General features: G+C 72.3%; 24 protein-coding genes. 13 read left to right on the forward strand and 11 right to left on the reverse strand.

Annotation, left to right across the window (positions count from 1 at the left end; translation table 11 throughout):
• Positions 1-58 precede the first annotated feature (58 nt).
• Positions 59-1,090 (reverse strand): glutamine synthetase, encoded by a 1,032-nt coding sequence (glnII, locus tag ABB07_RS27675; RefSeq protein WP_208901257.1) that lies wholly within the window; start codon positions 1,088-1,090, stop codon positions 59-61.
• Between the two features lie 148 nt (positions 1,091-1,238).
• Positions 1,239-1,733, reverse strand: coding sequence for a MarR family winged helix-turn-helix transcriptional regulator (locus tag ABB07_RS27680; protein ID WP_244189542.1), 495 nt, complete (start codon positions 1,731-1,733; stop codon positions 1,239-1,241).
• 68 nt (positions 1,734-1,801) lie between these two features.
• Here ABB07_RS27680 and ABB07_RS27685 point away from each other — a divergent pair, with 68 nt between their 5' ends.
• Complete coding sequence (locus tag ABB07_RS27685; protein WP_208901258.1) at positions 1,802-2,659, forward strand: alpha/beta fold hydrolase; 858 nt, start codon at positions 1,802-1,804, stop codon at positions 2,657-2,659.
• 3 nt (positions 2,660-2,662) lie between these two features.
• Here the strand turns inward: ABB07_RS27685 and ABB07_RS27690 are convergent, their stop codons facing one another.
• Together ABB07_RS27690 and ABB07_RS27695 are read right to left on the reverse strand one after the other, a co-directional pair.
• A complete protein-coding gene (locus tag ABB07_RS27690; RefSeq protein ID WP_208901259.1) occupies positions 2,663-3,430 on the reverse strand; it encodes an RlpA-like double-psi beta-barrel domain-containing protein in 768 nt (255 codons plus the stop codon).
• A gap of 119 nt (positions 3,431-3,549) precedes the next feature.
• Positions 3,550-3,918, reverse strand: a complete 369-nt coding sequence (locus tag ABB07_RS27695; protein ID WP_208901260.1) for an arsenate reductase family protein — start codon at positions 3,916-3,918, stop codon at positions 3,550-3,552.
• A gap of 220 nt (positions 3,919-4,138) precedes the next feature.
• Between ABB07_RS27695 and ABB07_RS27700 the strand changes: the two genes are divergently transcribed.
• Positions 4,139-4,453 (forward strand): hypothetical protein, encoded by a 315-nt coding sequence (locus tag ABB07_RS27700; RefSeq protein ID WP_208901261.1) that lies wholly within the window; start codon positions 4,139-4,141, stop codon positions 4,451-4,453.
• Between the two features lie 713 nt (positions 4,454-5,166).
• Positions 5,167-5,445, forward strand: coding sequence for a hypothetical protein (locus ABB07_RS27705; RefSeq protein ID WP_208901262.1), 279 nt, complete (start codon positions 5,167-5,169; stop codon positions 5,443-5,445).
• A 19-nt stretch (positions 5,446-5,464) separates the two neighbouring features.
• On the opposite strand, the gene pspAB is transcribed toward ABB07_RS27705, so the two are convergent.
• The 3 genes from pspAB to ABB07_RS27720 form a co-directional block, all read right to left on the reverse strand.
• On the reverse strand, positions 5,465-6,049 hold the full coding sequence (pspAB, locus tag ABB07_RS27710) for a PspA-associated protein PspAB (RefSeq protein WP_208901263.1): 585 nt from the start codon (positions 6,047-6,049) through the stop codon (positions 5,465-5,467).
• Positions 6,050-6,080: 31 nt separating this feature from the next.
• Entirely contained in the window at positions 6,081-7,001 is a 921-nt protein-coding gene (gene htpX / locus ABB07_RS27715) for a zinc metalloprotease HtpX (protein WP_208901264.1), read from the reverse strand.
• 139 nt (positions 7,002-7,140) lie between these two features.
• Positions 7,141-8,382 carry a cytochrome P450 family protein gene (locus ABB07_RS27720; RefSeq protein WP_208901265.1) on the reverse strand — a complete coding sequence of 414 codons (1,242 nt, stop codon included), beginning with the start codon at positions 8,380-8,382 and terminating at the stop codon, positions 7,141-7,143.
• A 392-nt stretch (positions 8,383-8,774) separates the two neighbouring features.
• On the opposite strand from ABB07_RS27720, the gene ABB07_RS27725 reads away from it, so the two are divergent.
• From ABB07_RS27725 to ABB07_RS27755, 7 genes are all read left to right on the forward strand, one after another.
• The gene (locus tag ABB07_RS27725) at positions 8,775-8,924 is read left to right on the forward strand and encodes a hypothetical protein (RefSeq protein WP_159025178.1); all 150 of its coding nucleotides are present in this window, start codon (positions 8,775-8,777) and stop codon (positions 8,922-8,924) included.
• 80 nt (positions 8,925-9,004) lie between these two features.
• The gene (locus tag ABB07_RS27730) at positions 9,005-9,928 is read left to right on the forward strand and encodes a SagB family peptide dehydrogenase (RefSeq protein WP_208901266.1); all 924 of its coding nucleotides are present in this window, start codon (positions 9,005-9,007) and stop codon (positions 9,926-9,928) included.
• Positions 9,929-10,056: 128 nt separating this feature from the next.
• Positions 10,057-11,094: a TOMM precursor leader peptide-binding protein gene (locus ABB07_RS27735; RefSeq protein WP_208901267.1), complete on the forward strand. Its 1,038-nt coding sequence runs from the start codon at positions 10,057-10,059 to the stop codon at positions 11,092-11,094.
• Positions 11,087-12,460 (forward strand): YcaO-like family protein, encoded by a 1,374-nt coding sequence (locus ABB07_RS27740; RefSeq protein ID WP_208901268.1) that lies wholly within the window; start codon positions 11,087-11,089, stop codon positions 12,458-12,460. Before ABB07_RS27735 ends, ABB07_RS27740 begins: the two co-directional genes overlap by 8 nt.
• Positions 12,438-13,232 (forward strand): CPBP family glutamic-type intramembrane protease, encoded by a 795-nt coding sequence (locus ABB07_RS27745; RefSeq protein ID WP_208901269.1) that lies wholly within the window; start codon positions 12,438-12,440, stop codon positions 13,230-13,232. The genes ABB07_RS27740 and ABB07_RS27745 overlap by 23 nt, the downstream gene beginning before the upstream one ends.
• Before the next feature lie 616 nt (positions 13,233-13,848).
• The gene (locus ABB07_RS27750) at positions 13,849-15,162 is read left to right on the forward strand and encodes a CPBP family glutamic-type intramembrane protease (protein WP_208901270.1); all 1,314 of its coding nucleotides are present in this window, start codon (positions 13,849-13,851) and stop codon (positions 15,160-15,162) included.
• Between the two features lie 32 nt (positions 15,163-15,194).
• A complete protein-coding gene (locus ABB07_RS27755; RefSeq protein ID WP_208901271.1) occupies positions 15,195-16,259 on the forward strand; it encodes an LLM class flavin-dependent oxidoreductase in 1,065 nt (354 codons plus the stop codon).
• Positions 16,260-16,287: 28 nt separating this feature from the next.
• Here the strand turns inward: ABB07_RS27755 and ABB07_RS27760 are convergent, their stop codons facing one another.
• Positions 16,288-17,889, reverse strand: a complete 1,602-nt coding sequence (locus ABB07_RS27760; RefSeq protein ID WP_208901272.1) for an MFS transporter — start codon at positions 17,887-17,889, stop codon at positions 16,288-16,290.
• 116 nt (positions 17,890-18,005) lie between these two features.
• Here ABB07_RS27760 and ABB07_RS27765 point away from each other — a divergent pair, with 116 nt between their 5' ends.
• Positions 18,006-18,665: a TetR/AcrR family transcriptional regulator C-terminal domain-containing protein gene (locus tag ABB07_RS27765; protein ID WP_208901273.1), complete on the forward strand. Its 660-nt coding sequence runs from the start codon at positions 18,006-18,008 to the stop codon at positions 18,663-18,665.
• Between the two features lie 47 nt (positions 18,666-18,712).
• On the opposite strand, the gene ABB07_RS27770 is transcribed toward ABB07_RS27765, so the two are convergent.
• Positions 18,713-18,898, reverse strand: coding sequence for a hypothetical protein (locus tag ABB07_RS27770; protein WP_208901274.1), 186 nt, complete (start codon positions 18,896-18,898; stop codon positions 18,713-18,715).
• A gap of 142 nt (positions 18,899-19,040) precedes the next feature.
• On the opposite strand from ABB07_RS27770, the gene ABB07_RS27775 reads away from it, so the two are divergent.
• A complete protein-coding gene (locus ABB07_RS27775; protein ID WP_208901275.1) occupies positions 19,041-20,069 on the forward strand; it encodes a methyltransferase in 1,029 nt (342 codons plus the stop codon).
• A gap of 60 nt (positions 20,070-20,129) precedes the next feature.
• On the opposite strand, the gene ABB07_RS27780 is transcribed toward ABB07_RS27775, so the two are convergent.
• Together ABB07_RS27780 and glnA are read right to left on the reverse strand one after the other, a co-directional pair.
• Positions 20,130-20,384, reverse strand: coding sequence for an SCO2583/SCO2584 N-terminal domain-containing protein (locus ABB07_RS27780; protein WP_208901276.1), 255 nt, complete (start codon positions 20,382-20,384; stop codon positions 20,130-20,132).
• Between the two features lie 529 nt (positions 20,385-20,913).
• The gene (gene glnA, locus ABB07_RS27785) at positions 20,914-22,323 is read right to left on the reverse strand and encodes a type I glutamate--ammonia ligase (RefSeq protein WP_208901277.1); all 1,410 of its coding nucleotides are present in this window, start codon (positions 22,321-22,323) and stop codon (positions 20,914-20,916) included.
• Positions 22,324-22,533: 210 nt separating this feature from the next.
• On the opposite strand from glnA, the gene ABB07_RS27790 reads away from it, so the two are divergent.
• Positions 22,534-23,004: an RDD family protein gene (locus ABB07_RS27790; protein ID WP_208901278.1), complete on the forward strand. Its 471-nt coding sequence runs from the start codon at positions 22,534-22,536 to the stop codon at positions 23,002-23,004.
• Positions 23,005-23,115 lie beyond the last annotated feature (111 nt).

Here is a 23,115-nt window from a genome sequence, read left to right on the forward strand (position 1 = left end):
GTGCGCAGGGGGCGCCCACCGTGCGGTGAGCGCCCCCTGGAGAGCCTTGCGGCGTGGATCAGACCTGGCCGGCCTTCTCCAGCGCGGAGCAGCAGGTGTCCACCAGCAGGCGGGTCACCACGTACGGGTCGACGTTGGCGTTCGGGCGGCGGTCCTCGATGTAGCCCTTGCCGTCCTTCTCGACCTGCCACGGGATGCGGACCGAGGCGCCGCGGTCGGAGACGCCGTAGGAGAACTTGTCCCAGGGAGCGGTCTCGTGCAGACCCGTCAGGCGCTCGTCGATGCCGGCGCCGTAGTTCTTGACGTGGTCCAGCGGCTTGGAGCCCTCGCCGAGCGACTCGCACGCGGTGATGATCGCGTCGTAGCCCTCGCGCATGGCCTTGGTGGAGAAGTTGGTGTGCGCGCCCGCGCCGTTCCAGTCGCCCTTGACCGGCTTGGGGTCGAGGGTCGCGGAGATGCCGAAGTCCTCGGCGGTGCGGTACAGCAGCCAGCGGGCCACCCACAGCTGGTCGGAGACCTCCAGCGGGGACAGCGGGCCGACCTGGAACTCCCACTGGCCGGGCATGACCTCGGCGTTGATGCCGGAGATGCCGAGACCGGCCTTCAGGCAGTTCTCCAGGTGGGCCTCGACGATCTCGCGGCCGAAGATCTCGTCGGCGCCGACACCGCAGTAGTAGCCGCCCTGCGGGGCCGGGAAGCCGCCCTCGGGGAAGCCCAGCGGGCGGGAGCCGTCGAAGAAGGTGTACTCCTGCTCGATGCCGAAGATCGGCTCCTGCGCGGCGAACCGCCCGGCGACCTCGGCCAGCGCGGCGCGGGTGTTGGACGCGTGCGGGGTCATGTCGATGTCGAGGACCTCGCACAGCACCAGGACGTCGTCGCCGCCGCGGATCGGGTCCGGACAGGTGAAGACCGGCTTGAGCACGCGGTCCGAGGAGTGGCCCTCGGCCTGGTTGGTGGAGGAGCCGTCGAAGCCCCAGATGGGCAGTGCGTCGAGACCGGCCGGGGCGCCCGTGATGATCTTCGTCTTGGAACGGAGCTTGGCCGTCGGCGCGGTGCCGTCGATCCAGATGTACTCGGCCTTGAAGGTCACGGGGCCACTTCCTTCGGGGGTGGTCGGGCGCACTCGGTGCGGGTGCTGCGGGTTGCTGCGGCGCTACGGCACCGGGGCGCCGCGTCGATCTGCCGCGCAGCCTGTCAACAGGCGATTTCCCGGCCATTGCTCGCGTGTGAACCCCGTGTTACCTGGTCGTTCCGTGTCCCGGCTCACGTTGTGAGGTCCCGGCGGGCGGGGTATGGGTGCCTTCCGCAGCGGCCTGCCGCACCCCGTCGAGGAAGTCCCGGATCGCCGCCCGCTGATGGTCGTCGTAGCCGCGCAGCAGCCCCAGGGAATGCTCGATCAGCGGCCCGAAGGAGGCCTGCCCGAGGTGCACGGCGTGCTCCGTCACCTCGACGACGACCTTCCGCCGGTCGACCGTCCCGCGCACCCGCCGCACATGACCGGCCCGCTCCAGCCGGTCGAGCAGGGCCGTGGTCCCCGCCGAGTTGAGCCCGAGCACGGCCCCGAGCCGCCCGGCGGTCAGCTCCGCACCGGCCCGCCGTGCGTCCATGAGCGCGATCAGAGCCCGTACGTCCGTGGGGTGCATGCCGTTCGACTGCGCGAACCGGGCGCTGTGCAGGCCGAGTTCGACGGCGACGGCACGCAGGAGGTGGACGATCTCCAGGTCGGGCTGCACCCGGGCCTCCGTGGCTATTATCTCGATGAGCGAATATCTTGGTGAACGAGATAATAGGGGGTCATGGCATGGCGGGACACGACGGCGAGGCCTTCCGGGTTGCCTACGAAAAGGTCCTGGCCAAGTGGCCGTCCGAGCGGGAGGCGCTGACCGTCGCCACGCCCTTCGGTGACACCCGGGTCAACAGCTGCGGCCCCCGGGACGCGCCGCCGCTGGTCCTGCTGCCGGGCGGCGGTGGGGAGACCTCCGTCTCCTGGTACGCCCAGGTCGCCGAGCTGGCGCGGATCCGCCGGGTGCACGCGGTCGACGTGATCGGCGCCCCGGGGCTGAGCGTCCAGGCCGGCGACCGCCACCCCCGTGCGGTCGCCGACCTGACGGTCTGGCTGGACGCGGTCCTGGACGGCCTGGGCGCCGCCCGGACCGACCTGGGCGGGCACTCGTACGGCGGCTGGATCGCCCTGCAGCACGCCCTGCGCGATCCGGCCCGGATACGCCGCCTGTTCCTCCTGGACCCGACCCAGTGTTTCGCCGGGTACAAGGCGGCCTATCTGTGCCACGCCCTGCCGATGCTGCTGCGGCCCACGCCCCGCCGGGTCCGCGCCTTCCTGGAGTGGGAGACCGGGGGAGCACCCCTGGACCCCGACTGGCTCGCCCTCCAGGAGGCGGCCGCCGGCTTCCCGGCCGCGAAGCCGGTGACCGGACCGCGCCCGGCGCCGGACGCGCTGCGGTCCCTGGACCTGCGGGTCCTGCTGCTCGTGGCCGCGAACAGCAGGACCCATGATCCCCGCGAGGTGGCCGCCGGGGCGCGGGCGCTGCTGCCGCACGTGGAGACGGCCGTACTGCCGGACGTCTCGCATCACGCGCTGCCGCAGGCCGCGCCCGCGACCCTGGCCCGCCGCCTCACCGGTTTCCTGACCGGTCCCTGAGCGTCACCCCACCTTCTCGATCCGGGCGTGGCGGATGAGGAACTTGCCGGGCTCCCGGACCTGTTCGAAGGCCGCGTTGTTGAGCAGCACACAGCTGCCGGAGACCGAGGTCACCTTCACCGTCGTGGACTTGTTGTTGTCCAGGTTGGTGACCTTCAGCGTGGTCCCGGCCGGGAACTGGTTGCTGGAGGCGGCCGGGGCTCCGCCCTCACCGGAGAGCGTGACCGTGGAGCCGTTGCAGACCTGCTGACCGGAGGCCGCGGCGGCACCACCGCCGGCGTTCCCCGCGGCGGACTGCGAGGGCTGCGCGCTCTGCTGCCCGGCGGCCTGTCCGGCCTGCTGCCCGGCGCCCTGCTGCCCCGCGGCCTGTCCGCCCTGCTGTCCGGCCTGCTGGTCCGCGCCCTGCTGGCCGTTCTGCGCCTGCTGCCCGGTCTGGGAGCCCTGAGCCGACTCCCCAACCGTGCACCCGGCCGCCTTCTGCTGGACCTCGATCTGTTTGATGACCGCCTCGCGGTTGGCGATCCGGGCCGCCGACTGCGCGTCCGGGTGCGCCTTCTGGTCCGCGATGAACCGGTCGTTGTTGCCGTGGGCCGTGGCCAGCCCCTGGCAGACGGTCGAGTTGTCCGCGGCCGACAGGGTCTTCGCGCCCTGCGCGGGCTGGGCCGCGTTGGACGTCGTGGCCAGCGCGAAGGCCCCGCCGCCCGCCACCGCGGCGGCACTGACGAGCACCGCGAGCTTCTTCTTCGTACTGAGGGTGCGCCTACGCGACATGCGCGCCTCCTGGAGAGGTAGGGGAGCGTACGCCGCTATGTACGAGATACCGAACGAGGTTACTCAGCGGTTTCGGGAGTCAGTGAAGTGGCCTGCGTCACAGGTGAGTTGAGCAGCGCTCAGCTCTTGCTGTGGGCCAGGGCCTCGCGTACCGCGTCCTCCGAGCGGGCCACCAGGGCCGTTCCGTCGTCGGCGGTGATGATCGGGCGCTGGATGAGCTTGGGGTGCTCGCGGAGCGCGGCGATCCACCGGTCCCGGGAGCCGGCGTCCCGCGGCCAGTCCTTCAGCCCCAGCTCCTTGGCGACCGCCTCGCCGGTCCGGGTGATGTCCCACGGCTCCAGGTCCAGCCGCTCCAGCACCGCCCTGATCTCGTCCTCGCTCGGCACGTCCTCCAGGTAGCGGCGGACGGTGTACTCGGCTCCCTCGGCGTCGAGCAGGCTGATGGCGCTGCGGCACTTGGAGCAGGCGGGATTGATCCAGATTTCCATGCGGGACACGGTACTCGGCGCCGGCTCTGTTCGAATTTCCGACATCCCGGCCGTCCCTCCCCGACCACCTGTCACGCAAGCCGAATTCCGTGCCCCACCTGGGCATTCGGGCGTCGTCGCGGACCGTCGATTGTCAGTGGCCGCCGGTAGACTGGAAGCAGTGTTCGAGGGCATCGCCGGGCTGTCCGGCCGGTGCCCTGACCGCGACAGGAGGATGCCCGTGCCCGCTGCCGCCCTGAAGCCGAAGCCGTCGCCCACCCAGTCCACCGCCAAGCATCCCGTGCTGTTCGACTCGCCCTACGAGCCCGTGGTGAAGCGGCCGCTGCCGGCCGGACGGCCGCGCGAGTGGTACGTCACCCACAACCGCCGTCTGAAGGCCATGCGCCTCGCCATAGCCCTGCTCGACTCGGGGGTCTACCTCCCGGCGCAGGCCCGCGACGACAGGATCCGCAGCACGGCGGAGGAGATCGGCATGCGTCCGCCCTCCGACACCACGTGCCACATGGTCCGGGCCTTCATGCGCTACAGCCGCTGACACCCGGGACCGGTGCCGGGCGCCACCGCTTCTCCTCGGCGGCGCCCGGCGACGGAGCGCGTTCGGGGGCCGCTCAGCCGCAGCGCTGCAGCAGTCCACGCACATAGGCTCCGGGCGCGTGCCCGGCACCTCGGGGGTCAGATCTGTACGGCCCAGGGCGCGCCACGGAACCACCAGCTTCTCCGCGCCGGGCGCGCACCCGAGGGCGTCCAGCAGCCGCCAGGACAGACGGTCCCGCCCGCCCGCGCCCGGGTCACCGCCCAGCCCCGCTCCCCGTCGAGCCCGCCGACCGGCGCGTTCACGAACTCCCGCCGGCCCTCGGCGTGATCGCGGAACCAGAGCCCCAACCGGTGCTCCGCATCGGGGAGTTCGGGGCGGATAAACGGGGGGGGGACCCACCGCTGAACCCCACCAGCACGAGGGGATCGTCCGCCGGTGCGTGCGCGTCGACCACCGCCACCGCCTGCTCGAACCGGCGACGCAGGCTGAGCTCTGCAAGCGCACCCGCCGGTCCTCGGCTTGATCGCGGAAGCAGAGCCGGCGAAGTCGTGGGTGAGCGCGGTGAGTTCGCTCGTGGAGTCATTCACTCACGGTGGGCCCCGCCGGGCGGAAAACGGGATGCGGCCGCCGCCACCGCCTCCCTACGCTGAACAAACGGCACGAAGCCGACACACTCCACCCCAGCCACCCCCACCTCACGGAGGAGGTCCGTCATGCGTGGCATCGTCGCTACCGGGACCGTCGTCCTGGTGATCCTCGGAATCGGAAACCATCTGTGGTGGCTCGCCGCCGTCGCACTGCTGTATCTGTACGCGACGCACGGACGCGGCTCACCCGGCACACCACCACCCGCCGGCGCGGCCACCCCGCCCCTGCCGGACAGCTACCGCGCCTACCGTGACCGCCGGGACCGGCAGGCGAAGTGGGAGCGCCGCTACCGCCGGGAGCGGCCCTTCGAGACGCGCCGGCAGGAGCGCGAGAAGAGCAGGTGAGGATGCGGGGCGTCCCCGGTCACAGGCCGGGGGCGCCCCACACCGGGAACCAGCGGCCGAGGTCCTGCTCGATCCGCAGATCGTTCGCGAGCGTCGCCCTCACCTGGAGCTCCAGCGCGTTGTCCCGCCGCTCGGCGGCGCCGGGCAGGGGAGCGAAGGGATAGAAGGTGCCCCGCTTGTAGAGGTAGACCAGCGCCAGCCTGCGGCCGCCGTCGTCCGTGAAGGCGGCCAGCGAGCACAGCAACTGCGGGCCGAAGCCGTTGACCTCCATCGCGCTGTTCACCGCGTGCAGGTCGTTGACCAGCTCCGGCAACTGCTCGGGGCCGCGCGCGGACACCAGCCAGGAGTAGCCGTAGTCGTCCCGGCGCAGCTCCACCGGCGGACCGGAGCGGTCGGTGTCCGCGTCGAGCAGCGCCTGCACCTCCCGGTGGGTCTGCTCGAAGGCCGCGCCCTCCACCGTCGCGAAGCACACCGCGCCGGTCCCGGTCGGGGTGAAACCGGCCGCGGCCTGGAGGGTCACGGCCGCCGAGGGCAGCGCGAAGAGCTGGTCGAGATCGGGCACGACCGGTTTGGTACGGCCCAGCAGGATGTCCAGCAGCCCCAACGCTCAGCCCGCCTTCCGTAGTGCCATGTGTTCAGCTCGCTCCGCCCGGGGTGGCGGCCTCACCCAGCTCCGCCGAGATCCGGCCCAGCTGCTCCAGCCGCTGCTCCAGGGACGGGTGCGTGGAGAAGAACCGCTCGATGCCCGGCTCCTTCCCGGTCGCCGGGGTGAAGTAGAAGGCGTTGAAGGCCTGGGCGGTGCGCAGGTCCTTGGTCGGGATCCGGGCGATGTCCCCGGAGACCTTGGTCAGCGCCGAGGCGAGAGCCGACGGGCGGCCCGTGAGATGCGCGGCCGCGCGGTCGGCCGCCAGCTCCCGGTACCGGGACAGGGCCCGGATCAGCAGGAAGCTGATCGCGTACACCGCGGCGGAGACGCCCATGATCGCGGCGAAGACGGCGGCGGTGTTCTGGTCCCGGCGGCCGCCGCCGAAGAGCTGCGAGTAGAAGGCGAACCGCACGATCAGGCCCGCCAGCACACCGAGGAAGGACGCGATCGTGATCACGGCGACGTCCTTGTGCGCCACGTGCGACAGCTCGTGCGCCAGCACGCCCTCCAGCTCGGCCGGCTCCAGCCGCCGTAGCAGCCCCGTGGTCACGCACACCACCGCGTGGTCGGGGTTACGGCCGGTCGCGAACGCGTTGGGCATGTCCATCTCGGACACCGCGACGACCGGTTTGGGCATGTCCGCGAGTCCGCAGAGCCGGTCGACCACCGCGTGCAGCTCGGGATACTCCTCCCGCTCCACGACCCGGCCGTGCATCGCGAACATGGCGATCCGGTCGGAGAACCAGAACTGCGCCACAAACATCGCCCCGACCAGCACGACGACCAGCACCCAGGACCTCAGCAGCGCGATCAGCGCGGCCACGAAGCCCACGTACAGCAGCCCGAGCAGGAACATCGTCAGACCCATGCGCACGGTCAGCCGTCGGTCGCTCCGGAAGCGGCTCTGCATCTTGCATCACCCCGCAGTCAGGCACTCGTCCCGCTGTCCAGTGTGCACCAGCCGATTCCCATGAAGCGGTTCCGATCGGCCCTAGCGGCAGCAAAAGCTCAGGCCGCTCGACCACGGCATCAGGAACTCGACAGCGGCGTCAGGAAGCCGGACGTCCCAGGGCCACCGGGAGCTCGCACACGCCCCGCATCATCAGGTTGACCCGCCAGCGCAGCGCGTCCTCCGGCACGGCCAGGCGCAGGTTCGGGAAGCGGTCGAGCAGCCGGGAGACGGCGATGCGGGACTCCAGCCGGCCGACCGCGGAGCCCATGCAGTGGTGGATGCCGTGGCTGAACGCCAGGTGCGCGGTGTCGGCGCGGTCGATGCGCAGTTCGCCGGCGCCGTCGGGGTGGCGCCCGGGATCGCGGCCCGCGGAGGCGAGCAGGGCGAGGACGGGTTCCCCCTGGGCGACGGCCGCGCCGGCGATCACCAGGTCCCGCTTGGCGAACCGCCAGGTCGGCACCTTCACCGAGCCCTCGTACCGCAGCAGCTCCTCGATCGCCCCCGGCAGCAGCTCCGGGTTCGCGCGCAGCCGGGCCAGCTCGGCGGGGTGCCGCAGCAGCGTGAGCACGGCGTTGGCCATGAAGTAGGCGCTGCTCTCGTGCCCGGCGAAGAACAACTGGTACACCAGCGAGATCAGCTCGTGGTCGTCCAGCCGGTCCTCGTCGCGGGCCGAGGCGAGGACGCTCACCAGGTCGTCGCGGGGGGAGTGGCGCCTGCCGAGGATGAACGGGACGAAGTACTCCGCCATCTCGTCGCTGACGCGGTCGAAGGCGGTCATGTCCTCCAGTTCGGCCCGCACCAGGGCCCGCCCCCAGGCGCGGAAGCGGGCGTGGTCCTCCTCCGGGATGCCGATGATCCGGCAGATCACGCTGACGGCGAGCGGGAGCGTGTAGTCGGCCAGCAGGTCGCCCGCGCCGCGCCGGCCGAGCTCGTCGAGGAGTTCGTCCGCCAGCCGGGTGACGGGTTTCTCCAGGTCAACGGTGCGCCGGGCGCTGAGCGCGCGGGACATCACGCGCCGCATCCGCGTGTGGTCGGGCGGGTCCACGCTGAGCAGGTTGCGCCCGAGCAGGGCGACCTGTTCCTCGGCCCGGCCGGCCCGGATGGCGGCGCGTACCTCCTCGGTGGTGGTGGCCGGATCCGTACTCAGGCGTTCGTCGCCGAGCACGTCGCGCACGTCCTCGTACCGGGAGACGAGCCAGGGCTCGAGTCCCGGCCGGATCCGTATCCGGCGCATGCCGCCGGAGGCGCGCAACCGGTCGTACGACGGGTACGGATCGGCGGCGTCGGCGGCGCCGAAGGGGGAGGGCAGATCGGGCAGGTCGGTCATCTGCTCGGGCACGTCATCTCCTTCTCCGCGTCGAGCGCGGGCCACCAGAAAGTAAAGGCGGTCATGGCGGGCGGAAAGGGAAAGCGGACGTAAAAGAAATCCAAAAGATGGGCGGAGTCTTTCTCGTCCGTTGACTCTTATTTAAATCGGAGTCGGTCGATCCGCTTTTCCCGGACGTGTTGCGGGAGTATTACATGGGGCTCTCTGGTGTTCACTCTGCGAGGGGTTGACTGCTTCCAGCCAAATGGTGTTAGGTTCGTCGCGGCACACCGAGGGGCCCACGGGGTGCCGGCCGGGAACGCGGCTTTCCTGAAGGGTCCGTTCCGCCAGCAAGTGATCCTCCAGCCGGAAGGCGGCTCTTCCCGGACCTGTACGGCAAACCTGTCCAGAATTCGGAGGTCATCATGAAGCTCACGGCGAAGGTCGTCACCGAGCACCGCAGCCGCTCCGCCCAGCCCGCCCTCGAGGCGTTCGGCGCGGCCGGCAACCAGGCCGTCCTGGTGCCCGGCGCGTGCTGCTGCTGCTCCGGCGCCGTCGTCCGCCCGCGCGGCTGACATCCGCTGCCCTGGGAGCCGGGTGGGCCGTACGCGGCCCCGCCCGGCTCCTCCCAGGGCGTGAAGAAAGGATTCCGTCAGTGGGCGACACCCCAGTCGACTCCGCTCTCGTCCTGTCCTCCGTGGCGTCCACCGCGCGCCGCACGATCAGTCCGGGCCTGGCCGGAGTGGGCCTGCGCACCCACGCCTTACGCCTGGACAACCTCTCCTCCGACCGGTTTCCGCGCCCCGCCGAGGAGTTCCTGCTCGCCTCCCGGCTGCGCCGCTGTGACCGCGAGACCCTGCTGTCCATCGCCTCCTACGCCGCCGACGCCGAGGTCGTCAGCCGCTCCCGCACCGACCGCGAGCCCCAGGCCGGCGCCGACCTGCTGCCCCTTGCCGAATCCGGCCCCCTCGAGGCCGGCCTGACCGCGGCCCTCGCCTCCCGGCGCAGCGTGCGCACCTGGTCGGGCGAGCCCGTACGGCAGGACGAACTGGCCGCCGTCGTACGCCACGCCGCCTCCGTGAGCGCCGAGGGCGTCGCCGACCTGATGGACGGCGGCTCGGTGCCGGTGGCCCTGCGCGCCACACCCAGTGCCGGTGGCCTGTACCCCGTCCAGCTGTGGGTGGCCGTGCTGCGCGTGGCCGACATGGAGCCCGGCGTCCTGCGCTACGTACCGGACCGCGACGCATTCGCCCCGCACGGTGGGCCCGAAGCCGTCGATTCCCTGCTCGCCTCCTTCGACGTCCAGGACGGCACGGTGGAACTCGACCGCGCCGCCGCCGTCCTGCTGTTCGTCGCCCGGCCCTGGCGGACCATGCGCAAGTACGGTCCGCGCGGCATGCGCTTCGTCTTCCACGAGGCCGGTGCCATGGCCCAGAACGCGCACCTCGCCGTCACCGCCCTCGGTCTCGGCGCCGTCGACTTCTCCGGCTTCTACGACGACGAGTCCAACAACGCGCTGGACATCGACGGTGTCCATGAATGCCTCGTGCACACCGTGATCGTGGGTACCCCGCGCTGACGGGTTCGGTAAAGACTTCCGAATTTCGGCACTTCCGCCGATTCCGGGCCGCCGATTTCCCTTTTTCCGGCCGCACGGAACTTCGGCCAGGGCGGTGCCGTACGGTTCCGATTCATCGGGGAGAAGGAATGGCAAGCGCAATAAACCCGCGTGTCCGAAAAGTTTTCACGGTCATCGGGCACAGCCCCGATGTCGTGGAATTGCGGGCCGGTGTGTGGAACCCGAGGTCTTTCACACTCACCGACGAGACCGGCCGGGGAAAACTCTTCAACATCGTGTCGGGCCTGGACGGCTCGCTCAGCCGTCGGGATCTGGCCAAGCGCGAGGGCGTCAGCCGCGCCGACGTAGAGGCCGTAGTCGACCATCTCTACAGCCTCGGCGTCATCGAGGAGACCCCGACCGGCGCCCTCGACGCCTATGTGGAGCAGGTCGCGACCCTTGGCGCCGCCGTCGAGGCGCCCCGCTTCGCCGACCGGCTGCTGCTGCTCGGCGATCCCCGGATCACCGAGCAGATCGAGGACCAGACCGGTGGCACGGTACGCGTCCCGGTCAGCCGGCCCGGCCCCGCCGACCCGCTGTGGAAACGCTTCACCGAACTGGAGCCCGCCGCCTTCCACGACGGGCTCGACATCGCCGCCCTCGCCGAGGAGTTCGCCCCCTGGCGCGACTCCTTCGCCGTCCTCGCCGAGACGGTCGTCCAGCCCCTGCGGTTCCGCGCGTTCAACCGGCTCGCCCAGGAGCTGAACATCACCTGGATCCACGGCGCCCTCGACGGGCCCTTCGTCTTCGTCGGCCCCACCGTGGTCCCGCACCGCTCGGCCTGCTGGGAGTGCTTCGAGACCCGGGTCACCATGAACCTGCGCGAGGCGTCCTCCTATCTGACCTACAAGAACGCCCTCGCCAAGGGGGACGTGCTGGTCGGCGAGGCGCCCGTGCTGCCCGCGCTGAGCGGGCTGCTCGCCTCCCACCTGGGCCTGGAGACCGTCAACTACCTGCACTCCGGCAGCGCCTTCAGCGTCGACAAGGTCCTCGGCGTCTACCTGCCGACCATGGAGATCGCCTACAACGAGGTGCTGCGCATGCCCGGCTGCCGCGGCTGCGCCCCGGTACCCGAGCGCGACGACACCAGCCTCGTCTTCGACCCGAGGACGTGGCTGGATGACTGAGACCCTGACCGCCGAGGTGCCGGCACTGGACCTGCGGCTGCTGCGCGACGAGGACGAGCGGGCAGCGGCCCTGCGCTCGAGGATGCACAGCCCGCTGTGCGGCGTGCTCACCTCGATGGGCTTCCTCAGCCGCACCCGCACCGGCCCGCGCATGCTGATCGCCAGCGGCGACCTGACCGGCGTCCACGTCCTGCAGGGCCGGCCCGCGCCCAAACCCGGCAGCTTCCACCTGGGCGGCTCTGGCACCGTGCCCTTCGAGAGCCACATCCGGGTGCTCGCCGAGTCCCTGGAACGGTACGCCGGCCACGCCGTCGTCGCCGAGGGCCGCTTCCCGGTCCGCCGGGCCACCTGGGCGGAACTGACCGAGGCGGGCGAACCGACCCTGCCACTTGAGGCGTTCACCCTCTTCACCCCCGACCAGTACGCCCGCGACGGCTTCCCCTACCAGCGGTTCACACCGGACGCGCCGCTGGGCTGGGTGCGGCTGAGGTCCCTGCTGGGCGAGGACGACTGCTGGGTGCCCGCCCAGTGGTTCCTGCTCGGGCACCTCCCGGACGCCGACGAACTGTGGCTCCAGTCCGCCGTCACCACCGGCACCGCCGCCCACACCGACCCCGGCCGCGCCCTCGCCGCCGCGCTGGAGGAGGTCGTCCAGCTCGACTCCGCGATGGGCCACTGGCACGGCGCGGCACGCAGCATCCGGATCGAACTCGACCATCGCACCCGTCACTTGACCCGCGTCCTGCAGCAACGCTTCCCCGACACCCCCGTCGACCCCGAGTTCCACCTGCTGCCCAACGCGGACCTGCCCGGCTTCAGCGTGGCCTGCCTGCTGCGCCAGCCGGAGGGACTGCTGCCCCGCATCGCCATAGGCCTCGGCAGCGGCGCCCGGCTGGTGCCCGCGATGTACAGGGCGCTGCTGGAGGCCGCGGGCGTGCAGTGGCTGGCGTCCTGGGTCGCCATCGAGGAACGCGCCGAAGGCGGCGGCACGCAGGGCGCCGACGCCGACGGGTTCTACGACCTGGAGGCCAACGTCGGCCACTACGCGGGGGCGGAGGGCAGCCGGCTGGTGGAGCGCCGGTTCGCCGACTGCGACCGCGCGGCCGCCGCCGACCTGCCGCCGGACGCCGGGGGCACGCCGAAGCAGATCGTACGGTCCCTGGTCACCGCCTTCCGGGACACCGGCAAGCGCCTGTACTGGGCCGACCTGTCGACCGTGGACATCGCCGATCTCGGCTTCAGCGTGCAGCGGGTCTGGTCGCCCGACACCCTCAGCCTGCCGCTGCCCAGCGCGCCCCCGGCGGCCCACCGCCGCTTCGAGCAGTACGGAGGATTCCGGCGGTATGACCCCCATCCCTACCCATGACGCACGCGTGTGGGCGATGGCCTGGCTGGCCCTGACCGCCGCCTCCGGCACGACCCTCGCCTCGCATCTGCACGTGCGCCGGCTGGACGCGCGCGGGGTGCGGATGGTGCCGGTGCACGTGGCGGTGCTGGCCGGCACGGTGGGCTGCGGGCTGCTCCTGCTCGGGCCGGGGTGGCTGTGGCGCCCCGGCCCCGGTGGCCCGGTCCGGGCGGTTGCCTCACTGGCCGCCGGGCTCTTGCTCGGTCCCGTGGTCGTATGGGCCGACGGCTGGATCAGCCGTACGGCGGCCCGCCGGCCACCCGCGGCGCCGCGCATCCCGTCCGCCGGGGAGGGCGCGGCGCCGAACCGGCTGCGGCCGGTCGGGCTGGGCAGCACGATGACGCCCCTCCGGTCGGCCGCGCACACGGGCGCCGACCGGAGGTGGACACCGACCCGCCGCGACACGGACCTGAACCTCGCCCTCGGCTGGCTGCTGGCCACCGCGGTCGCCGAGGAGTGCGTCTTCCGGGGCGTCCTGCTGAACCTGGCCCTCCTCCCGGACGCCCCCGTCGCCCGCGTGGCGGCGGTCGCCGCGGCGGTGGCCGCCTTCGCCCTGTCCCACGCCTTCTTCGGCTGGCACCAGGTCCTGGCCAAACTGCCGCTGTCCCTCCTCGCCACGCTGGCGACCCTCGTCCTCGGCACGATCCTCGCCGCCGCCGTCGGCCACGCCCTCTTCAACTGGCACGTCTGGCGCCACCGCCCGGTCATCACCCAACCGGGGACGGCGCGATGACCATGGCTCACGGCCCGGGGGCCACACCTCGTCATCACGCGGCGCCGAGCGACGGCGAACCGGGCCTCACGGCCCGGCCGACTGCGATCTCCGGAAACGGCCCCCTGGCTCGCACCGGCACACGGGCGCCCGACACGGGACCACCCGCGACGCCGCGTCCAAGCCGCACCGGCTTCCTCCCATGCGGCGGGCCGGGTGTGGGCCGTCGTCGTGTCGTGGGGTGGGGCGGCGGCGGGGCGCATGCCGGGTCGGTGGTGGTGGGGGGTGCGCCGCCCGCGTCGGTGGTGTGCGTCGTGGGGCGTTCCGTCGTCGAGTTGGGAGGCCTGTGCGGCGGGCCGGGTGTGGGCCGTCGTCGTGTCGTGGGGTGGGCTGGCGTTGGGGCGTGTACCGGGTCGGGGGTGGTGGGGGTTGCGCTTCCCGCGTCGGTGGTGTGCGTCGGGGGGTGTTCCGTCGTCGGGTCGGGAGGCCTGTGTAGCGGGCCGGGTGTGGGCCGTCGTCTCGCCGTGGGGCGGCCGGGCGTCGGGGCGCATGCCGGGTCGGGGGTGGTCAGGGTTGCGCCGCCCGCGTCGGTGGTGTGTGCCGTGGGGCGTTCCGTCGTCGAGTCGGGAGTTCCGCGGTGAGCGGCGGCGTGAGCGGCGGGATCGTCGGCGCTGCTGTGATCTGCGCGGGGTACCTGCTCGCCGGGCGGCTGCGGCGCGGGCTCCACGCTCCGCGCGCCCGCCGTGCGGCCGTGGACGCGCTGTGGGCCACCGGCACTGCCTGCCTCGCCGTGCTGCTGCTCCTCGGCGCCGGTGCCCTGGGCCTCGCGGCCCCGGGCCCCGGACGACTGCTCCACACTCTCGCCCTCTCCCGGGCCGACCTGCTGCTGGTTCCCGCCGGACTGCTCCTCGGCACCGGTGAGTTCGCCGCCGCCTGCCTGCTCGCGGTGGCCGCCGCGGACGCCGTGGCCGCGCTGCGGGGGCGGGTGCGGATGCCACGACCGCTGGGGCGAGTGGATGCCGGGCGCGGCGGGTCTGCCCCGGGCCAGGGCGCGCCGTCCCCGTCCTGGCTCGGGCGCCTGGGCCGCCGGCCCGGCACGGCGTCCTCCCCGGTGTCCGCGGGCAGCGATGGCTCCGCACGGGGCGCCCGCACCGTTCCGGGCGTCGGTCCTGTGGCCGGTTCCGGAGCCGGTGGGGGCGTGGGCCATCGCTCTGTTCCCGGTCCCGGCCTCGGCCGGTTCACCGGTTCCGGCGCCGGCGCTCCGGGCTTGGGCCGTGTCTCCGGCACGGATGCCGGTCCAGGTGCCGGCCGTCTCTCCGGGACTGGTGGTCTGGTCGGTGGCCGTCTCTCCGGGACTGGTGGTCTGGTCGGTGGCCGGCCCTCCGGGACCGGTGGTCCGGCCAGTGGCCCGCTCTCTGGGACCCGTGGTCCGGCCGGTGGCCCGCTCTCCGGGCACGGGGTCGGTTCCGGCGGTCGGCGGGCCTCCCGGGGCGCTGGAAGCCGTACGTTCCCCGGAGCCGGGGCGGTGCCGGTGGCCGGAGGCCGGGGTGGAGCCGGGGGACGGGCCATGGCCTCCGCCAGTGCGGGGGGCAGCAACTGGCTCGGGCTGGCCCGTACCTCGTGGGCCGGGCGGGTGCGGGGGCTGGCCGGGACGTTGCCCTGGCCCGCGCTGCTGGCGCTGCTGGCCGCTCAGCCGCTCGCCGAGGAGCTGGCCCTGCGCGGGGGCCTGGTCCTCGCGCTGAAGCCGCTCGGCACCGTGGCCGGCTGGCTGGCCGCGGCTGTGGCGACGCTGCTCGTCGGCTCCGCCCCGGCCGTGCGCCGGTCCGGTCCGGCGGCGGTCACCGGCGTCGCCGTGATCGCCCTCGTCAACTCGCTGCTGTTCCTGCACACGCCGGACGTCCTCGCGTCCGCCGCCGCGCAGTGGTCCTTCTTCCTCCTCGCCAGTGCCTGACCAAGCCCTCTCCTACGACCCGTGAGGTGCGCATGAAGCACGGAATCTCGCTGCTGCCCGACTGCCGGCCCGCCCGGCGGTCCGCCGAGGCCTACTTCCACGACGTGATCGCCCTGAGCCGGTTCGCCGACGCGGCCGGCATCGACTACGTCAAGATGACCGAGCACTACCTGCGTGACTACGGCGGCTACTGCCCCGACCCGCTGTCCTTCCTGTCCGCCGTCGCGGCGAGCACGTCCCGCATCCGGCTCATGACCGGCTGCCTCCAGGCCGCCTTCCACCACCCCGTGCAGCTCGCCGCGCACACCGCGATGGTGGACGCCATCAGCGGCGGCCGCCTCGAGGTCGGATTCGCCCGGGCCTGGCTGCCGTACGAGTTCGCCGCCTTCGGTGTCCCGCTGGACGAGAGCCGGGCCCGGTTCCAGGCCACCATCGAGGCCGTGCTGCGCCTGTGGACCGAGGAGAACGTCAGCGAGGACACCCCCTTCTTCTCCTACAGCGGAGCCACCTCCCTGCCCCGCCCGACCCAGGCGCCGCACCCCCCGGTGTGGTGCGCCGCGGTGCGCTCCCGGCAGAGCTTCGCCTGGATCGGCGAGGCCGGCCACGGCCTGTTCGTCACCCCGCCGCCGCGGCGCGACGAACTCGCCCGCACCAAGGACATGGTGGAGGTGTACCTGGACACCTTCCGCGAGGAGCACGCCGGCACGGGCCGCGAGCCCAAGGTGGCGGTCAGCATCCCGCTGTACGTCGCCGAGACGGACGAGCAGGCGTTCGCCACCGCCGACCCATTCCTGCGTGAGTACCTCGACGTGTGGGCCGAGTCCGCCGAGGACTGGACGGGGGTGTCCTCGTCGGACTATCCGGCCTACAGCCAGATGGCGCTCTCCCTGCGGAACCTGCGCATCGACGACTTCCGCAGCGTGGGCACCGCGATCGTCGGCTCCCCGCAGCGGGTGGTCGACCGGATCCTGGAACTGAGCGAGTACCTGAGCGCCGACACCTTCCTGTGGCAGGTCGACTTCGGCGGCCAGGACTACGCCGCCATGGAGTCCAGCCTGCGCCTCTTCGTCGACCAGGTGATGCCCAAGCTGCCCTGAGACCCGTCACGCGCGGCCGGGGCCCGGCTCAGGTGGCCACCGCGGTACGGCCGTCGGTGTCGTCGGAGGCATCGGCGGCGCCGGACTCGCCGCCGCGGGAGGCCTCGGCCGGGCCCCGGCCGCCGCGCACCAGCGCCACGGCCAGCAGGGCGCCGGCCAGCAGGATCGCGCAACCGGACAGCTCGGCCAGGTGGAGCCCGTCCACGAAGGCGCCGTTCACCGCCTGCGACAGCCGGGTCCCCGCGCCCAGCCCGGCCTGCGGCCGCCCGGTGCCGCCGGTGGTGGCCGCGACCAGCCGGTCCCGTTCGGGCCCCGGCACCCCCGCGGCCGCGAGCCGCTCCCGCAGCCGGTCCGCCATCGTGCTGCTCAGCACCGAGCCGAGCACCGCGACGCCGAGCACCCCGCCCAGCTCCCGCGCGGTGTTGCTGACCGCCGAGGCCATGCCGGCCCGCGCCGCGGGCACCCGGTCCAGGACGGTCGCCGTGATGGGGGTGATGGTGAGCCCCATCCCGACGCCGATCACCGGCAGCAGCCACCAGAAGTGCCGGTACGACGCGCCGGTGCCGTACCAGGTCAGGCCGTAGAGCGCGAAGGCGGAGCAGAGCAGGCCGGCCGCCATGGGCCAGCCGCCGCCGATCCGTCCGGTCAGCCAGCCGGCCAACGGTGTCACGCAGGCGACCACCACCATCGCCGGCATGATCACCAGCCCCGCTCCGGTGGGCGACCAGCCGAGCACCACCTGGAGCCACAGGCTGAGGAAGTACAGCACCGAGAACATGCCGAGGTAGAGGAAGAGCCCCGCCAGGACCGAGCCGGCGAAGATCCGGTCCCGGAAGAAGCCGAGGTCCAGCATCGGGGTCCGGCTGCGCCGCTCGACCAGCACGAACAACAGCAGGACGACGCCGGCGCCGACGTACGTCCACCTGACCACCGGATCCGACCAGCCGCGCACCGGGCCCTCGATCGTGGCGTACACCCCGGCCCCGATCCCGGCGACCGCCAGCAGCTGGCCGGTGAGGTCCAGACCCCGGCCGGCCCGGTCCCGCGACTCCGGGATGAGCAGCAGCCCGGCGATCAGCCCGGCCACGCCCACCGGGACGTTGATCCAGAACACGCTCGGCCAGCCGAAGTGGTCCACCAGCGGCCCGCCGACCAGCGGGCCGAGCCCCAGGCCGAGCCCCGAGACGCCCGCCCAGATGCCGATGGCCGTACTCCGCTCGCGTTCGTCGGTGTACACCTGCCGGATGATCGACAGCGTGCCGGGCATGAAGGCGGCGGCCCCGGCGCCCTGCAGCACCCGGCCGGTGATCAGCGGACCGACGTCCCGCGACAGCGCACACACCGCCGACCCCACCGCGAACAGGGCCAGCCCGGCCAGGAACGCCCGGCGCCGGCCGAACATGTCCCCGACCGTGCTGGCGGTCAGCATGAGGGCGGAGAGCGCGAGGCTGTAGCCGTCGACGATCCACTGCAGATCGCTGATGCCCGCGCCGAGCTTCTGCTCGATGGTGGGCAGCGCGGTGTTCACCACCGTGTTGTCCAGCATGGCCATGAACAGGGACACGCACAGGGTGAGGAGGATGAGCCGGCGGCGCATCGCGGACGGTGCGGGGCTCGGCGGTGCACTCATGGCGGAACCTCTCAGAGGGGGGCGTGCTATGTTTTCAAGCCGCTGACGGAGGTGGACGAATGACGGTGCGTCGGCCCAGCGCGGCAGCTCGGGCCGCACGCAGACCCTCGGTGACCATGTCGGCCCTCGTGTCCGCGGCCCTCGAGGTGGTGGAGAGGGAGGGCCTGGACGCCCTGTCGATGCGGCGCCTGGCCGAGCAGCTCGGGGTGCAGGCCGCGTCGCTCTACTGGCACGTGCAGAGCAAGGAGCAGGTGCTCGACCTGCTCGCGGACGAACTGCTGGACCGGGTCCGCACCGAGGCCCTGCCGGCCGATCTGGACCGGGTGGCCACCGGCGAGGTGGCCTGGACGGACGCCCTGACCGAGACCGCGGTCAACTACCGCGCCTTCCTGCGGTGCCGCCGTGACGCGGCGCGCATCATCGCCGGCCGGTTCGTCGGCGGCATCTCGCTCGCCCGGGTGCTGGAGCCGATCCTCGGCGTGCTCCGCGCCGGTGGCCTGTCGGCCCACGACGCCGCCTACGCCGTCTACACGATCATCGTCTACGTCCAGGGCTTCGTCCTGCACGAGAGCTCCCCGCTGTCCGCCTCCAACGCCGAGGGCATGGAGCGCTCGGACGCGCTGCGCGGGGTGAAGGCGGCGATCGGGGCGCTGCCGGAGGACGAGTTCCCGCACCTCGCGGAGTCCGTGGACGCGCTCACCGAGGCCAACCTCGAGGAGCGCTTCCGGTTCGGCCTGGACCGGCTCATCGACGGGCTGTCCGCCCACGTGCGCTGAGCCGGCCGCACCGGGCCGGGCCGGGGCCGGACACGGGACGGAGTGCGTCACCGGCCGTCCCGCTCGCCGCGCCTCGCCTCGCGCTCCTGCTCCTCGGCCGCGCGCTGCTGCTCCCGCCGCTCCTGCGCCAGCCGCTGTTCCTCCTGCCTGCGGGCCTGCGCGCGTTGCTTCTCGGCCTGCGCCGCGCGCTGCCGTGCCCGTTCGGCCGGGTCGCCCTTCCAGGGAGCTCGCATCGCCTGACACCTCCTCCGGCGCCCGCCGTGGACGCCTCGTGGGCCTCGCCGCGGATCGGCTCGCCTTTGGCGAGATTCCGCCTGCGCACTCTCACTAACACCGTTAGAGTATACCTAACGCCGTTAGGGAGGGAGTGGGCAGATGGCCACCGCACCGCAACTGCCGCCGCACGTACAGCTGATGGGCCTGGTCGCCGGCAAATGGATGGCTCAGCCCCTCTACGTCCTGGCCGAGCTGGGCGTCGCCGACCTGCTGGCCGACAAGCCCCGTACGGCCGCCGAGCTCGCGGCCGCCCTGGACGTGGACGCGGACGCGCTGGGCCGCTGCCTGCGCGCCGCGGCCGCCCTCGGTGTCCTGGCCGAGGAACCGGAGTGCCGCTACTCCCTGCGCCCCATGGGGGAGGCGCTCCGCTCCGACGTGCCGTGCAGCGTCCGGGACTTCACGGTCCTGCTCGGATCGGAGCCGACCTGGGCCTCCTTCGGCGCCATCATGCACACCGTGCGCACCGGCGAGCCGGCCTTCCCCCGGGTGCACGGCACCGATCTCTTCGCCTACCTGGCCGACCACCCGGATCTCGCCCGCGCCTATCAGGGCGCGTGGGGCAGCCTCACCGACGAGCTGGCTCCCGAGGCCGCCGAGGCCTACGACTTCGGCCGGTACCCGGTGATCGCGGACATCGGCGGCGGCCACGGGCGGATGCTGCGCCACCTGCTCGGCGCGGCCCCCTCCTCACGAGGCGTCCTGATGGACCGCCCGGAGGTACTGGACGCGGCCCGCCCCGCCCTCTCCGGCACCCCCGAGTACGACCGCATCACCTTCTTCCCGGGCACCCTGCCCGGGACCACGCCCCCCGAAGCGGACGCCTACCTGCTCAAGAACACCCTGCACTGCTTCGGCGACGCGGACGCCCGCGCCATGCTGCTCCCGCTCGCCGCGGCGCTGCGCGAGCGGCCGGACGCCCGGGTCCTGGTGCTGGACACGGTGGTCCCGGACGACGGCTCCTTCCACTGGAGCAAGTTCATCGACATCGAGGTCATGGTGAACAACGGCGGCCGGGAACGCCGCCTCGACGAGTGGACCAGGCTGCTGGAATCGGCGGGCCTGCATCTGGTGTCCGTCACCCCGGTGACACCGCCGCAGTCCCTGCTGGAGGTCGCCGCGGTGCGCTGACACCCCGAGAACGCCACGCGGGGCTTGCATCCCCCGTCGGGTCCCGCGTGGCTCACCTCCTCAGGAGGCCGAACTCAGCTGTACGACCGCGAGCAGCACCATCACCACGATCACGCACCCGAAGACCACGGCCGTCGACGCCCAGGACGCCCGGTGCGGCACCGGGTCCGGGTCGGCGCGGAAGGGCGCCGGGGCCGGCGGGTTGTCCTTCCAGCGTGCGGCGAGCATCCGGGCCCGGGCCGAGGGCTCCTTGTGCTCGGCGGAGTTCGCCCAGCGGTGATCGAACTCCCGCTCCCAGTCGTCCTGTTCCGTCATCCCCGTTCAACCTCTCTCGTCCGGCAGGGTCAGGAGAGATGATTCCCCGAGAGTAGGAAGCCTGGGAAGCGGGAAAGGTTGCCCCCGGCGGCGGCCGTGGCACCGAAATCGGCCGGGCGCCGCAGCAGCCGGCCGACGACCCGCGGCGCCGGGCGTCGCGGCGGCCGGGACGACGACCCGCGGCCGGAAACCGGCGCCGGGCGGGCGCCCCGACCGCGAGGACGCGGTCCGCCGGGTGCACACGCCCGCCGTACGGGCCCGGCGCGTCTCTTCGGCGTGCGTCGGGGGCGCGTGTGCCGGCCGCCGCTGGACTGCCGGCCGACACGTCAAGGCTGCCGCTCGCCTCGGCGCCAAGGACTTCGGGGAGCCGGAGCCGGTTCAGCGCGCCGATCCGACCGTCTCGCCCAGCCCGCGCGGGGCCGGACGCGGTCCCTACGGAGTGCCGCCGCCGCTTCCGGCAGGCGGGCCGGGCACGGGGAAGGCCCCCCGGCTGTGCCGAGGGGCCTGTCCGGTCTGCTGGGACCGTCTGTCACACGTCGAAGTAGAGCTCGAACTCGTGCGGGTGCGGACGCAGCTGCAGCGGGGCGATCTCGTTGGTGCGCTTGAAGTCGACCCACGTCTCGATCAGGTCGGACGTGAACACGTCGCCCTGGAGGAGGAACTCGTGGTCGGCCTCGAGCGCGTCGAGGACGGCGTTCAGCGAGGTCGGGACCTGGGCGACGTTCGCGTGCTCCTCCGGAGCCAGCTCGTACAGGTCCTTGTCGATCGGCTCGGCCGGCTCGATCTTGTTCTTGATGCCGTCCAGACCCGCCAGCAGCAGGGCCGAGAAGGCCAGGTACGGGTTGCCGGAGGAGTCGGGCGCGCGGAACTCGACGCGCTTGGCCTTCGGGTTGGAGCCCGTGATCGGGATACGCATGGCCGCGGAGCGGTTGCGCTGCGAGTACACCAGGTTGATCGGCGCCTCGAAGCCCGGCACCAGACGGTGGTACGAGTTCACCGTCGGGTTGGTGAAGGCGAGCAGCGACGGGGCGTGCTTGAGGATGCCGCCGATGTAGTAGCGGGCGGTGTCCGACAGGCCCGCGTACCCGGCCTCGTCGTAGAACAGCGGGTCGCCGTTGCTCCACAGCGACTGGTGCACGTGCATGCCCGAGCCGTTGTCACCGAAGATCGGCTTCGGCATGAAGGTCGCGGTCTTGCCGTTGCGCCAGGCCACGTTCTTCACGATGTACTTGAACAGCTGCAGGTCGTCGGCGGCGGCCAGCAGCGTGTTGAACTTGTAGTTGATCTCCGCCTGGCCGGCGGTGCCCACCTCGTGGTGCTGGCGCTCGACCTTCAGGCCGGCCTTCTCCAGCTCCAGGGAGATCTCGGCGCGCAGGTCGGCGAAGTGGTCGACCGGCGGGACCGGGAAGTAGCCGCCCTTGTAGCGGACCTTGTACCCACGGTTGTCCTCGAGGGCACCGGTGTTCCAGGCGCCCGCCTCGGAGTCGATGTGGTAGAAGCTCTCGTTCGCCGAGGTGGCGAAGCGCACGCTGTCGAAGACGTAGAACTCGGCCTCGGGGCCGAAGTACGCGGTGTCCGCGATCCCGGTCGAGGCGAGGTAGGCCTCGGCCTTCTTCGCCACGTTGCGCGGGTCACGGGAGTACTGCTCGCCCGTGATCGGGTCGTGGATGAAGAAGTTGATGTTGAGCGTCTTGTCGCGGCGGAAGGGGTCGACCCGGGCGGTCGACAGGTCCGCGCGCAGCGCCATGTCGGACTCGTGGATCGCCTGGAAACCACGGATCGACGATCCGTCGAAGGCGAGCTCCTCGTCCGGGTCGAACGCCTCGACGGGCACCGTGAAGTGCTGCATGACGCCCGGCAGGTCGCAGAAGCGGACGTCGACGAACTTGACGTCCTCGTCCGCGATGAACTTCTTGGCCTCGTCGGCGTTCTGGAACATCCAGCTCCTCCTACTCCCGACCGTCCTCGCCGGGGTGGTAGATCGTTCGTGCGGCCAGTGCGGTGGCACACGCTGGTCATGACCCTAGGGACGGGTGATTTCTCGGGCGTGACCCATTTGTTTCGCAGAAGTTAACCGGCCACCTCTCCACCGTAGCCCCGACCCACCCCTCGGCACAGCGGCCGAATCCGGGCGCAGTACCGTGGACGGGTGGACAACAGGCAAGCACTCGGATCGTGGCTCTCCGGGCCCCGCGCGGCCATGGAAGAGGCCGGTGCGGACTTCGGCTACCGGGGGGAGCAGCTCGGCCTCCCCGAGGAGGGGCCGGACTCCATCGCCCGGCCCGGCCGGCGGCTCGGCGCGCTGGCGGTGGACTGGGGCCTGAGTGTCCTGATCGCATACAGCTTGATCACGGGCGGCTACAAGATCCCTGCCACGAGTAACTGGGCGCTCGGCGTCTTCTTCGTCATGAGCGTGCTCACCGTGGGCACGATCGGCTTCACCCCGGGCAAGCGGCTCTTCGGCATTCGAGTGGTGGCCCTGGAGACCGGCACGGTGCATCCCTTGCGGGCCGTTCTGCGTACGGTGCTGCTCTGTATCGCCATTCCGGCGCTGATCTGGGACCGGGACGGGCGCGGGTTGCACGACCGGCTGGCGAAGACCGTAGAGGTACGGGTCTGACCGTTTCCGGCCCCTCAGCTGGGTGAGCCGCGGCTTGCCTCAAGGGGCGCGGGAAACCGCGCGACAAGCCGCCACGGCCCCGCACCCGGCAATGGCCCGGATGCCCTCACC

This window comes from Streptomyces incarnatus, assembly GCF_001027185.1.
Lineage (GTDB): Bacteria > Actinomycetota > Actinomycetes > Streptomycetales > Streptomycetaceae > Streptomyces > Streptomyces puniciscabiei.